The sequence below is a fragment of the Nocardia sp. NPDC003963 genome (genome assembly GCF_053605105.1).
In genome coordinates, this window is sequence record NZ_JBSGIP010000001.1 from 1,808,570 (window position 1) to 1,821,960 (window position 13,391).

General features: G+C 68.3%; 8 protein-coding genes and 2 pseudogenes. 4 read left to right on the top strand and 6 right to left on the bottom strand.

Annotation, left to right across the window (positions count from 1 at the left end; all coding sequences use genetic code 11):
* Positions 1 to 739: 739 nt before the first annotated feature.
* A complete protein-coding gene (locus ACWEWT_RS08430) occupies positions 740 to 1,912 on the top strand; it encodes an AI-2E family transporter (protein WP_452557533.1) in 1,173 nt (390 codons plus the stop codon).
* 214 nt (positions 1,913 to 2,126) lie between these two features.
* Here ACWEWT_RS08430 and ACWEWT_RS08435 read toward each other — a convergent pair whose 3' ends face one another.
* The 3 genes and pseudogenes from ACWEWT_RS08435 to ACWEWT_RS08445 all read right to left on the bottom strand — a co-directional run bounded on the left by ACWEWT_RS08435 (position 2,127) and on the right by ACWEWT_RS08445 (position 6,297).
* Entirely contained in the window at positions 2,127 to 3,827 is a 1,701-nt protein-coding gene (locus ACWEWT_RS08435) for an acyl-CoA synthetase (protein WP_452557709.1), read from the bottom strand.
* Between the two features lie 138 nt (positions 3,828 to 3,965).
* Positions 3,966 to 5,465 (bottom strand): annotated as a pseudogene (locus ACWEWT_RS08440) (aldehyde dehydrogenase family protein); the annotation flags it as partial.
* A gap of 22 nt (positions 5,466 to 5,487) precedes the next feature.
* The gene (locus ACWEWT_RS08445) at positions 5,488 to 6,297 is read right to left on the bottom strand and encodes an NAD(P)-binding domain-containing protein (RefSeq protein ID WP_452557535.1); all 810 of its coding nucleotides are present in this window, start codon (positions 6,295 to 6,297) and stop codon (positions 5,488 to 5,490) included.
* A gap of 486 nt (positions 6,298 to 6,783) precedes the next feature.
* On the opposite strand from ACWEWT_RS08445, the gene ACWEWT_RS08450 reads away from it, so the two are divergent.
* Together ACWEWT_RS08450 and ACWEWT_RS08455 are read left to right on the top strand one after the other, a co-directional pair.
* A complete protein-coding gene (locus tag ACWEWT_RS08450) occupies positions 6,784 to 8,325 on the top strand; it encodes an aldehyde dehydrogenase family protein (protein WP_452557537.1) in 1,542 nt (513 codons plus the stop codon).
* 36 nt (positions 8,326 to 8,361) lie between these two features.
* Positions 8,362 to 8,826 (top strand): annotated as a pseudogene (locus ACWEWT_RS08455) (Scr1 family TA system antitoxin-like transcriptional regulator); the annotation flags it as partial.
* A gap of 56 nt (positions 8,827 to 8,882) precedes the next feature.
* On the opposite strand, the gene ACWEWT_RS08460 reads toward ACWEWT_RS08455, so the two are convergent.
* Positions 8,883 to 10,379, bottom strand: coding sequence for an acyl-CoA carboxylase subunit beta (locus tag ACWEWT_RS08460; RefSeq protein WP_452557538.1), 1,497 nt, complete (start codon positions 10,377 to 10,379; stop codon positions 8,883 to 8,885).
* A 426-nt stretch (positions 10,380 to 10,805) separates the two neighbouring features.
* Between ACWEWT_RS08460 and ACWEWT_RS08465 the strand changes: the two genes are divergently transcribed.
* Complete coding sequence (locus tag ACWEWT_RS08465; RefSeq protein WP_452557540.1) at positions 10,806 to 11,603, top strand: SDR family NAD(P)-dependent oxidoreductase; 798 nt, start codon at positions 10,806 to 10,808, stop codon at positions 11,601 to 11,603.
* A 105-nt stretch (positions 11,604 to 11,708) separates the two neighbouring features.
* Here ACWEWT_RS08465 and ACWEWT_RS08470 read toward each other — a convergent pair whose 3' ends face one another.
* Together ACWEWT_RS08470 and ACWEWT_RS08475 are read right to left on the bottom strand one after the other, a co-directional pair.
* Positions 11,709 to 12,857, bottom strand: a complete 1,149-nt coding sequence (locus ACWEWT_RS08470) for a thiolase family protein (RefSeq protein ID WP_452557542.1) — start codon at positions 12,855 to 12,857, stop codon at positions 11,709 to 11,711.
* Between the two features lie 17 nt (positions 12,858 to 12,874).
* Entirely contained in the window at positions 12,875 to 13,291 is a 417-nt protein-coding gene (locus ACWEWT_RS08475; RefSeq protein WP_452557544.1) for a Zn-ribbon domain-containing OB-fold protein, read from the bottom strand.
* Positions 13,292 to 13,391: the final 100 nt, after the last annotated feature.

The window sequence follows — 13,391 nt, forward strand, 5'->3', positions numbered from 1 at the left end:
GGCGTCGTCGAGCGACTGCTGGTGGTGCCCGCGTTGCGTACCGAACGCGAGCGGGGGCGATTGGTGCCCGAGTGGCCGGCCCGGCCAGGACCACCGGTCCGGTGAGGCGATGTCGGTGCCCGATAACGCCGAACTGGTCCAGCCCAGCCGCAACCGTGCCACCGTCCTGGTTTCTCAGGTCGATCAGCCCACCGTGTTCGTAGTCGGCTGCGCTGAACTCACCCACCCCGACCCAGCTCACCGCGCTGTCGGTCGCCGGCGACGAGTCCGAAGCCCATCGACTCCGCGTCCGATGGAGGCGCCACCACTTCGATATCCCGCTGACAATCGTCGAGTCCCCTACCGGGAGATCACCCGGCCGATCCCCGGCTCTGTTCACCGGCTGCGCTGCGGCTGTCCCGCGACGTCGTGACGATCATGATTCCCGAACACGTCGCCGGCCCCTGGTGGAAGCAACTACTGCACGACCAGAGCGCGCCGCGACCGAAGACCAGGCTGCATTTCGAACCGGGGCCGTTGCCGGTGTGCCTTACCGACCGCGCCCGGTCCCCGGCCCGAGTCCCTCGCCCCGCCCCGGATACCACAGCGGCCACGACGACAGGTTCGGAGGCACCGCCGACCATCGCCCGCCCGCTGTCGATACCGATCACTACACCCACGCTGAAGGCGGGTGCGCATGGCTACGGTGTTGCACACCTGATCAGCCGAGACACCGAAAAACGACTCATGAGGTGCGGTGATGAGCACTCCCGATAACGAGCCACGATCGTCCCGGTCACCGGATCCCGTACCGGTCTCCGATATCGGCGCCGATCCGATCGGTGAAGCCGAACGCACCGCGGCGGCACTGAGCAGCGGCGCGCTCCCGCGCGGCGGTCCAGGGCCGCGATTCGACCGGAGTTCGCCGTTCTTCGTCGGGATGGCCGGCGCTGCCGGAGTGTTCACCACGGTGGCAGCGGTCTTGGCGTTGCGGGCGGTGGAATCTGTTCTGATTCTGATCGGAGTCGCATTCTTCCTTGCCCTCGGCCTCGAACCACTCGTCCGATGGGCGACGGCACGGCATATTCCGCGGTGGGCCGCGGTCACCATCGTGTTCGTCCTCGGTGGTGCGGCGGTAGCGGGATTGGTGGCAGCAGCTGTTCCGCCGTTGACCCAGCAGGCGTCGCAGTTGATCGATGCGGCCCCGCACTATCTCGACCGGCTCACCGATCCCTCGTCGTGGACCGGGCGTCTCAACGAACGGTTCGACCTGCAGGATCGGCTGAGCCAGATGTGGAACGGCGCTGGTTCGTCGGTGATCGGCGACGTCGCCACGGCCGGTGCGGCGGTTTTCACTGCCCTGACCGACACTGTGATCGTCACGGTCCTGACCGTCTACTTCCTGGCCGGCCTGCCACGTTTACGGGCCGCGCTGTACCGGTTCATCCCCCATTCCCGCCGACCCCGTGCGATTCTGCTCGGCGACGAGATCTTCGCCAAGGTCGGCGCCTACGTCGCCGGCAACATACTCATCTCGGTGATCGCGGGAGCGGCAACGTTTCTGTGGCTGACTGCCTTTTCGGTGCCGTACGCGCTGCTGCTGGCCTTGTTCGTTGCCGTGCTCGATCTGGTACCGGTGGTCGGGTCGACCATCGCGGGCACAGCGGTGGCAGCGGTGGCGCTGACGGTCTCGGTGCCGGTCTGCGTGGCCACGGTCGTGTTCTTCGTCGCCTTCCGCCTCGGCGAGGACTATCTACTCGTACCCAAAATTATCGGACGGTCGGTGAAGGTGCCGGCCTTGACGACCCTCGTCGCTGTCCTCGTCGGAGGGGCACTGCTCGGACTGGTCGGGGCACTGGTGGCAATCCCGGTCGCGGCCGCCCTGCATTTGATCGCTCAGGAAGTTCTGTTCCCACGTCTCGACACTGCATAGACGCGACAGGTAGGTGTGGCTGACGACCCTTTCACTGTCGTGGCGCATGGTCTCGAGCTCCGGTACTCGGCGGCGGCCGGGTACGAATTCCTGAGCTTTGGTCTTCAGCCCCTGCGCCATCAGGTGCCGGCCGTCGGAGTCGCCGCGCTTCCCGGCTCTCGAGCACCGATGCCCTGGACACCCAGCGCGAACGCCAGATCAAACGATGCTTCGGTCACGAGGACAGCGAGCCGAACCGGCGGCGATCAGGATTCGCGGCCACCTGTTCACGGGCCCAGCGGTAGTCCGCCTTTCCCGCGGGGCTCCGCATGATCTCGGGCCGGTACACCACCGCTTTCGGAAGTTTGTACCGCGCCAGGGATTGCGCGGCATGGGCGATCAACTCGTCGGCAGCGGCCGTGGCGCCCTCGGCGAGCGCGACGACAGCCACCACTTCCTGGCCCCAGCGCTCGCTCGGGCGGCCCACCACCAGCACATCGGCCACGGCCGGATGCGAGGAGACCGCGACCTCCACCTCCTCGGCGAAGATCTTCTCCCCGCCGGAATTGATGGTGACGGCGTCGCGGCCGAGCAATTCGACGGACCCGTCGGCCAGGAGGCGGGCCCGGTCACCGGGCAGGACGAAGCGCACACCGTCGATCGTCGGAAAGGTGGCCGCGGTCTTCTTCGCATCGCCCTTGTAGCCGAGGGGCGTGAACCGGCGCTGCGCGAGCCAGCCGATACCGTCGTGCCCGGGTTCGAGCACGGTGCCGAAATCCTCGGCGACCACCCGGGTATCGGCCCCCGCCGAGAACCTCCCGGTCGAGACGAAACCGGCCGCGGACACATGATGCATCTGGGCCCCGGTCTCCGAGGAGCCGACTCCGTCGAGCACGGCCAATCCCGGCACCGCGGCGATCCAGCGCTCTTTGACGGCCGGGCTGAGCACCGCGCCGCCGTTGGCGAGCGCCACCATCGAGGACAGATCCGCGGTCCCGCCCGCCACGGCGGCCAGTATCGGACGCGCCATCGCATCGCCGACCACCATGGCCACCGATACTTTCTCCCGTTCGATGGTGCCTACGATCTCCTCGGCATCGATACGGTCGGTGACCGAGGACATCACGATCGTCTGCCCGGTGGTCATGGCCGTCAGCACCGCCCATTGCGCCGCACCGTGGATCAGCGGCGGGACCAGCAGCAATTTCATACCGGGGTTGGCCCGGGTCCGTTCCGCGATCTCGTCGTAGGACGCGATCGTGGTGCCGCTGCCGGCGTCCCGGCCACCGCAGGCTCCCATATAGATATCGTGCTGGCGCCACAGCACGCCCTTGGGCATCCCGGTGGTACCTCCGGTGTAGAGCACGTAGAGATCGTCCGGCGAGGGTTCGACCGGCAACGGCTCCGGTTCCGTGGTGGCGAGCACGGTCTCGTAGTCGACGGCGCCGTCGAGCAGCTCGTTACCGGACGAGTCGGCGATCTGGATCAGTACCCGCAGCCCGGGCAGTTCCGGCAGTACTTCGGCGAGCGTCGGTGCGAACGCGGCGTGATACACCAGCGCGGTGGCCCCCGAATCGGCCAGCAGGTACTGCAGTTCGTTCTTCACGTAGCGGTAGTTGACATTGAACGGCGCCACCCGCGCCCGGAAGGCGCCGATCATGCTCTCGACGAATTCCGGCCCGTTGTAGGCGTAGATACCCAGCAGATCCTGGCCGACTTCGTGATTCGCCAGATCCGGACGTTCGACACGGCACCCCAGCCCGTGCGCGTGCAGATACGCGGCCAGCCGCCGGGAGCGGTCGGCGACCTGGGCATAGGTGCGTCGGCACGCGCCCTGCACGATCAGTTCCCGGTCCGGGATCACAGCGGCGGCAGCGTCGGTGGCGGATACGAGGGTGAACAGTGGTTCGGATCCGGTCGCGGAAGAAGGGGACAACGGTGACTCCTCGTTCGTCTGCTGCGCGGTGACGCAGGCCGGATCAGATCCGGGGGATGCTGCGGGGCCACCGGCGACGGACCGGGCCGGCGGCGAAGTACGGGATGGTGCGGTGAGTTCGCCGGCGGCCGGAGCGGAACGCAGCCGCCGATGGGTGCGCCGGTGCGCAGTGCGCAGCGCGAGGCCGACGAGACGCCCGGTCCACCGGCCGAAGGGCGGGGCGGCCAGGCTGGTGATCGGTACGGGCAGATCGGTACCGACCACTGTGCGGTGATGGCTGAACGTGTCGAATCCGGCCTTACCGTGGTAAGCCCCCATACCGCTTTCCCCGACACCACCGAACGGTGCGTCGTCGGGGAACATCTGGATGGCGAATTCGTTGCGGGCCACCCCACCGCTGCGGGTATATGCGACGAAGGTACGGAAATCGGCGCGGTCCGGCCCGTACCAGTAGGCGACCAGGGGCGCGGGCCGCCGGTTGATGTAGTCCACGACCTCGTTCAATTCCCGGTAGGGCAGCACGGTGAGGACCGGGCCGAACACTTCTTCCGAGGCGATGGCCATATCTTCGGTCACCCCACTGATGATCGTCGGCGCGATCTTCCGCAGGCCGGGATCGGGCAATACCTCGGCGGCGGGAGCGATCGGCTCCACGCGGGCACCGCGGTCGCGGGCATCGTCGATCAGCGCGATGATGCGCTCGTAGTTCGCCGTGTTCACCACCGCGGTGTAGTCCTCGTTACCGACGATCTCGGGGAACATCCGCCGCCAGGCCCCGGCCAGGGCAGCGACGAAGCGGTCCATCCGGTCCTGTGGCACCAGCACATAATCCGGGCAGACGCAGACCTGCCCGCCGTTGACCATCCGCGCCCGGGCGATCCGGTCCGCGGCCCGGTCCAGATCGGCGTCGGCGGCCACGACCACCGGATTCTTTCCCCCGAGTTCCAGTGTCACTGGCACCAGATTCCGTGCCGCGGCGCGCTGTACCAGCCGGCCCACCCGGGTGGAGCCGGTGAAGAACAGGTGGTCGAACGGCAGTTCGGTGAAGGCTGCCCCCACCTCCGGACCGCCGGTGACGACCGCGAGTTCGGATTCGTCGAAGTACTGCGCCGCCAGCCGCCGCGTGAGTTCGGCCGTCTGCGCGGTGATCTCCGACATCTTGATCATCACTCGGTTCCCGGCGGCGAACGCGGTCGCGGCGGGCAGGATCACCAGGTTCAGCGGGAAGTTCCAGGGCCCGACGATGCCGACCACACCGAGCGGGCACGGCCGGACCTCGGCGCGGATCCCGTACAGGCGGGCCGGTCGGCCGGGGCGCCGCGGCCGCATCCAGCGGGTCGTATGGGAGCGGACGTATTCGATCGCGGTGAGCATGCCCATGATCTCGGCGAACAGGATGCCGGTCCGGGACCGGGTACCGAAATCCGCGACGAGGGCGGCGACATAGGCATCGGTGTTGTCCAGGACCATGGCGATCAACCGGTCGATGCGATCCCGGCGGACCGCGGCGGTCGGCGGGCCCGCACGAAGAAATGCCTGCCGCTGGCGGTCCAGGATCGCGGCCGGATCGGCACCGCCGGCCGACGGCGTACCGGTCCCGCTCTCTTCCACGGTCGTATCCGGGGTACTGCTGTCCATAGTGTGCGCACTTTCCGCTGGGCTAGCCGAGGTCGAGGGGGCCACCGTCGACAACGGTGCCGAGCCGGCCGATATCGATTCCGAGGTCGGCGGTGGCCGCCCGGCAGGCGGCCACGTCCTTGCGCAGGAAGGGCGCCACCACCTGTTCGAACTTCCCCAGCCCCCCGGTCCGGCCGATCGAACCGGCGGCGAAGCTACGGCCGCTGGATACGGCCAGCGCGTCCAGTAGCTGTTCCTCCCCGATACCGAGGCGTATGCCCAGTTCCACGGCCGCCGCGGCCATCTGAGCGTTCGCCGCGAACAGGGCGTTGTTCACCAGTTTGACGCTCAACGCCGTACCGAGCGCACCGGTCGTGACGACGGTGCTCGCATAGGATTCGAGCACCGGCCGGGCCCGCGCGACCGCCGCCGCGGCGCCACCGAGCAGTACGGTGAGTTCACCAGCGGCGATATCGTCGGCGGAGCCGCTCACCGGTCCGTCGAGCAGGGTCGGTCCGCCGGGAGTGCCGTCGGCCGCGCCGGTCACGGTGGTGACGGCACCGGTGGTGTGCGATACGACGACGGCGTCCGGCGGCGCCGCGGCGAGCACCCCGCCGGGCCCGCTCAGCACTTCGACGAGTTGAGCGTCGGAGAACAGGCACAGGATCACGAGATCGGCGGACGACGCGGCCGCGGCGACCGAATCCACCACCGTGGCACCGCCGGCGCGCAGCCGTTCCCGCACCGGTTCCCGCCGGGCGTACACCTGCACACGGTGGCCCGCGGCGACCAGCCGGTACACCATCGGCTCGCCCATCCGGCCCGCTCCGACAAACCCGACAACCTGCGACATCGATGCTCCTCACTAGCGATGAGCCCGAGCTCGCCGCCGCGCGGACCGACCGGGCAACCCACTGACAGAGATCCATCCAGTAATGGCAACAGTAGCACTCGGGAACCCAATGGGAGGACCGTTCGCGAATTCGACCCGAGGCTCGCCGACAGCAACCGGACACCCACCGGATACGAAACCGGACACCACCCCTGCGCGAAGCTCCGCTGACGCTCATCGGCGAAGTCCGGGAAAGCGCCATCGACGAGGGAACCGTGCACAACTACCGCCCGCGAGAACGATTCCGACGACACGCCACGCATCCCGGCAGACGAGCACCGAGGGGCGGGTGACGAGCAGCGCCGTACCGAGCAGCGCCCGATCGGCGACCGGTTCACGCGAGCGAGCACCCGGAGCGCTCTACTCCCGCCATACCGTAAGATGCACGGTTCGCTATACCGTATTATATCCAGTCAGTCGTGCGGGAGCGCCGGGCAGGAGGCAGATATGAGCGAGGTCGACAGGCAGAGCGAGGCCCCCAGCCTGGAACTGGGCCGGCTGGCCGCCGAGCGCCGCGAACCCCGGATGCTGATCGACGCGGAGCTGGTGCCGGCTGTCTCGGGCGAGACATTCGACAATGTCGGCCCGGCGACCGGCCGGGTACTCGGCACCACCGCAGCGGCCGGCGCCGAGGATATGCTCCACGCGATCGCGGCCGCCCGGCGCGCCTTCGACGAGACCGACTGGTCCACGAACCGGCCGCTGCGACAGCGCTGCCTCGAACAATTGCAGCAGGCACTCGAGTCCGAGAGCGAATTCCTGCGTGACGAACTCGTCGCCGAGGTCGGCTGCCCGGTCTCCACCACGCGGATCGCCCAGCTGGACTGGCCGCTGGCCGAAGCTCTGCGTTACCCCGCGCGCCTGATCGACGAATTCCCCTGGGAACGTGCACTCCCCGGCGGCGGCCTGTTCGGTGACCGCAACGTACGCACAGTCGTCCAGGAGCCGGTGGGCGTGGTGGCCGCGATCTGCCCGTCGAACTTCCCGGTCGAGGTCGTCCTCAACAAGCTGGGACCCGCACTCGCCGCGGGTAATACAGTCGTGCTGAAACCGGACCCGAATACGCCGTGGAACGCGACCCGGCTCGGGCGGATCGTGGCCGAGCACACCGATTTCCCCGCCGGGGTGGTGAATGTCGTGCCCACCCCGTCGAACGAGGTCGCCGAACTGCTGGCCACCGACCCGCGCGTGGATCTGATCTCGTTCACGGGTTCGACCGCGGTCGGCCGCATGCTCGTGCGGCAGGGCGCGGACACCATGAAACGGACCTTTCTCGAACTGGGCGGAAAATCCGCGCTCATCGTGCTCGCGGACGCCGATCCCCGGGCCGCCCTGCGCAGTGCGGCCGGTGTCTGCGTCCACGCTGGGCAGGCCTGTGCCGCAACCAGCCGCATGCTGGTGCACCGGTCGATATTCGACGAGATGGTCACCGGCGTCGCGGCAGCTTTCCACGCGGTGCCGGTGGGCGACCCGGCTCTGCCGGAAACCCTGGTCGGGCCGTTGATCAGCGCCGCCCAGCGCACCAGGGTGCTCGACGCCTACGAGCGGGCGGTCCGCGACGGTGCCCGCCTGATCGTCGGCGGCGGCGCGCCGAAAGGGCTGCCGCCGCATCTGGCCGGCGGCCACTACGTCGAACCGACCGTGTTCGTCTGCGAGGACCCGAGTCTGCCCATCGCCCGCGACGAGATCTTCGGCCCTGTTCTGGTGATGACCCCGTTTGCCGACGACGACGAGGCGGTCCGCCTCGCCAACGACAGTGCCTACGGGCTCGCCGGCGCGGTCCTGTCCGCCTCGTTCGACCGCGGGATGGGAATCGCGCGACGGATCCGGGCCGGAGCCATCGGGGTGAACGGTGGCATGTTCTACGGCGCCGACGCCCCGTTCGGCGGCTACAAGAACAGCGGTGTCGGGCGGCAATGCGGCCTGGAGGGCTTCCAGCAGTACCTCGAGACGAAAACCATCGGCCATCGGGTACCGGCCCGCGGCTGACCACAGCACGAACGACGCACAGCGCAATCGGAAGGACAGGTCCGGTCGGTCACCGCTACGGCTACACCACACAGCCCAGAGCAGCACCGCCACCGGCACGCCGACCGCCATGAGCGAACCGAGCAGAATCGCCAGGCCGCCATCACCGGACAACGCTTCCACACCCTGGTCGGCGAGGCGGCGCTACACCGGACCGTCGGTGATGGCGCGGTCTTGACTACGCAGCTCGATTACCTCCGCGGCGGGCTGGACCGCCCTGACGTTCGGCCCGGAGTGCCCCCGTTGGACGCCGAGTACCGCGCCGCGGCGACGAACTTCGTCGTGTACGACCGCACCCGGGTGGTCACCGAGACCGTCAGCGCCGAGCCGAACATCACCCGGCCGTCCGAAATCACACTGCACGAGAGGACCTTCACCCTGCTGGGCGAACAGGCCGCGTACAACGACGCCGCCCGAGCACTCATTGTGGGGGCGCTGAAGCGGCGAACAGGGAAGTCGTAGGAAGTCTCCTATCGAAGTCGTTACCACAGGATGCATATCGGGCCGAAGCATCCGGATCAGGGGACGATCGCGGAGCGCGTCACCGGCTGTGGCGCCTCCTGGCGTGCGAAGATCCCGCGCCGCAGGGCGGTGAGCAGGGCGTCGCGGGTCTCCTCCGGCCGGATGAGCTCGTCGAAACCCATATGTTCGGCGGAGTGGTAGGAGGCGAGGAGTTCCATCTCCCGCAATTGCGCCGCGATATCCTCGTCCGCGCCCGAGGCCAGCCCGAGGGCCGCCGCGCTCATCGCCCCCATGGTCGCCCCGGGGTAGGCGAAGGCCGCGGTCTGGTTGTCGAAGCCGATGAGCGACATGACCATCGAACCGAAACCGTACGCCTTGCGCAGCGTCACATGCAGCTTGATCGTGGTCGCCGTGGTCTGGGCGACGAACATCCGGGCGCCCGCCCGCAGGACGCCTTCGCGTTCGGATTCGCTGCCGGGCAGCATCCCCGGATTGTCGGCGAGGAACACCAGCGGCAGATGGAAGGAATCCGCCACCGAGATGAAATGCGCGGCTTTGTCGGCTGCCGCGGTGTCGATGGACCCGGCCAGGACCTGCGGCTGGTTGGCGACCACCGCCACCGGATGTCCCCCGAGACGCGCCAGGGCGCATACGATCGCGGTGCCGAAGCCGGGCTGGACCTCGAACCAGTCGGGGGTGTCGAATACGGCGTCGAGGACCGCCCGGATGTCGTAGGTGTTGCGGTTGTCCCGCGAGATGATGTCGAGCAGTTCCGGGGTGGGCCGCGGCTCGGTGGCATCGTCGGAGAGCAGCGCGGGCGGATACGACCACGCACTGGACGGGAAATAGGACAGGTACCGCCGGATATCGTCGAGGGCGTCTTCGTCGTTGTCGGCGAGATTGTGGATCAGGCCGCTCGGTACCGCCACGCCGGGGCCGCCGAGATCCTCCTTGCTGATGTCCTCCCCCGTCGACTCGCGCACCACCGGCGGGCCCGCGGTGAAAATGGCCCCCTGCCTGCTCATTATCGCGAAATCCGATACCGGCGCGATGAGCGCGCCGTGGCCGGCCGAGGCCCCCAGCACTCCGGTGACCATCGGTACCCGGCCCGAACACCGCGCCTGGGCGAGCAGATCGGTGGGGGTCCGCCCGTAGTGTGCCCCGGTGGGCCGGAAGCCCGCACCCTCCAGCAGCATCACGAGCGGGATCTTGTTGCGTTCGGCGAGTTCGGCCAGACGATAACGTTTGGCATTGCTGCCCGGTGCGATGGTTCCCGCCATGGTGGTGAAATCCTCGGCGCCCACCATGACCGGCGCGCCGTCGATCAGTCCCGAGCCCGTGACGACGGCGTCGGCGGCGACCTCACCGCCGACCAGGGCACCGAATTCCTGGAACGTCCCGGGATCGAGCAGAAACGTGATCCGTTCCCGCGCCGTCAGTTTGCCTTTCCCCCGATGTTTGGCCACCCGCTCCGGTCCGCCCATGGCCGCCGACCGCTCTCTGCGGCCGTCGAGATCCTCGAGCGTTTCCTTCCAGCCTCGCGCGTTCGTCATTCTCGTCCTCTCGACGCGGTGGTCGGCTCATTGCGGCAGGTGGCCCGGACCGGAGCGGGCGGACGCCGGCCACAGCCCGATGAACACTTATAGTAAAGAATACTGTTTGCCCTTCCATAAGGTCTCGGAAACGACCGGACCTTCCGGGCCGGGCCCGCGGCGTCGCATCTCGCGCGCATCCGCACATCGACCACACCGCCCTCCGGTGACTGTCGGTCGCCGATTCGGTTCACCGCAGATCCCGCCACCCTCGGACACCATACGGTAATGTATACCGTTGTAGTTACCGTCTCATCGCCGAGGCACGTGGACGAACCGTTCGACCGACTGCGCCGGGGACGCGACCGTACCGGGACGGCCGGGACCCGCGGGCCCGAGACGCCGGAGAATCGGCGCGCGCCGCTGAACCGACAGGAGCCACCGACAATGGATCTCGGATTCGCCGACGCGACCGCGGTCGTAGTGGGTGGCAGCAGCGGAATGGGACTCGCCACCGCGCGTTGCCTCGCCGAGGAGGGAGCGCGCGTCGCCGTGGTCGGGCGCTCGGCGACCCGTGTCGCGAACGCGGCCCGGGAGCTGACCGGACGGGGCAGCCCGGACGCGGTCGGCCTGTCCGCGGACGTGCGCGATACCACCGCCGTCAGCGCGCTTTTCGGCGAACTCGGCGACCGCTGGGACGGCCGGCTGAATGTACTGATCAATGCGGTCGGTCCGGATGTCCGAGGCACCTTCGACACCCTTTCCCCCGGCCAATGGCGCGAGGCGATCGACCACGGGGCGATGACGATGGTGCACTGCGTCCGGGCCGCGCTGCCGCTGCTGCGCCGCGCCGAGTGGGGCCGCATCGTGAACTTCTCCGCGCAGTCCACCCGGCGGCAGAGCACCGGCCTGGTGGCCTATACCGCCGCCAAGGCGATGGTCACCAGCGTTTCCAAGAATCTGTCCCTGCTGCTCGCTCCCGAGGAAATCCTGGTCAATGTGGTCTCGCCCGGCACCTTCGTGACGCCGGCGCTACAGAACTGGGCCCGTTCGACCGGTATCGACAGTGCCGACCCCTACCGGCTCATGGCGGCGATCGGCGAGCATTTCGGGCATCCCGCCCAGCTACCGCGCGCCGGGCTCCCCGAGGAAATAGGACCGGTGGTCGCCTTCCTCGCCTCGCGGCGCAACTCCTACATGACCGGTGCCGATATCAATGTCGACGGCGGTTCGGATTTCACCTGAACAGCGGGACCGCACGCACCGGCAGTAGGCCGCGATGAGACAGGCCCGGCATGCCAGAGATCAGCGCGCGGCCCACCGGCTCGCGGACGCGCCCAGGGGAACCACTCAGGTCGTGACGATCGTCGCCCCGGCGGTACCGGGGGCACCGTAGAGCAGCGCGAAGCCCGCCTTCGGCTCGTTCGGCACCTGCCGCTCGCCCGCGGTGCCGCGTAATTGCAGCACCAGCTCGTGCAGCTGGCGCAGCCCCGAGGCGCCGATCGGTTCGCCGTTGGCGATGAGCCCGCCGTCGGTGTTCACCGGCATCGAGCCGGAGATCTCGGTGGCACCCTCGGCGATCAGCTTCTCCTGATCACCGTGCGCGCACAACCCGGCCTCCGCCATATGGATCACTTCGGCGCCGGCGTCGGTGTCCTGCAACTGAGCGATATCGATATCGGACGGTGCGATCCCCGCGGCCTCGAACGCGGCCCGCGCGGCATAGACCGACGGTGCGACATCCTCGCGCACCGGCGCGTAGGTCGTGTTCACCTCGTAGGCACCGTATCGGCGGGTCCGGATCTCGACCGCCCGCACGTACACCGGCACGGTGGTGAAACGGTGTGCCAGATCGGCCCGGCACATGATCACCGCGGCGGCGCCCTCGTCCGGCGCGCAGAACATGTAGTGCGTCAGCGGGTAGTTCAGCATCGGTGACGCCAGGATATCGTCCTCCGCGATCGGCTTGCGGCGGAACGCATTCGGGTTCAGCATGCCGTTGCGGTAGTTCTTCGCCGCCACCTTGGCCAGGGTGCGCTGGGAGATACCGTGATCGTGCAGGTAACGGTTGGCCTTCATACCGAAGAACTGGGTGGTCAGGTACTGGCCGTTCTCGCCGTACCACTTCGGCATCCCGACGAGGGTCGGATCGACGGTGAACGCGCCGCGCGGATGCTTGTCCATCCCGATCGCGATCCCGATATCGTATTTGCCGAGCCGGATCGCGTCGGCGCAGGCTTCGGTGGCGCTCGCGGAGGTGGCGCAGGCGTTGAACACATTGGTGAAGGGCAGGCCGGTGAGCCCCATCAGGCTCACGATCGCGTCCGGGTTGGCCACCTCCCAGCTGCCGCCCACCGCGAACTGGATATCCCTCCACTCCAATCCGGCATCGCCCAGTGCGGCCCGGATCGCGTCCGCACCCATCTGCATCGCCGTCTTACCCGCGAAGCGGCCGAACGGATGCAGGCCGACTCCGATGATCGCGATATCGTTGCTCATCCGGAACTCCTGGTCGTCTACAGCGGCTGGAAGGCGAAGGTGAGTACGTCGTCGCCGGCGGTGTCGGTACCGAGCGCAACGGTGGTCAGGCCGACCCGCATGCCGAATTCCAGTTTCGCCGGGTCGTTCTCGGTGAGTCTGCCCTCCACCCGGATGACATCGCCGAGTTGCACCAGCCCGACGCCGAACGGGACGAACGTCTGCGCGGTCGTGTCGCCGAGGTAGGGCGGTCCGGGGAGAAATCCCTGGGTCGTCCAGGCCACCAGCACACCCTCGCCGGGCAGGTTCACCGCCGCGACCGACGGGCGGCTGCACCGCGGGCACAGTTCCTGCACCGGGAAGACCGTCGCCCCGCACTCGGCGCAGGCCCCACCGACGAGCCGGAAGTCTCCATCCGGCCAGGTCGATATTTCCGGTGCGATCATTCGCTGCATCGTTGCCCTCGCTTTTACCGATAGCCTTACAGTATAGGTGGGCGTCCGGACGGCGCGCCGTACCCGACCATGGAATGGTAGCTTACGGTAATATCAACGG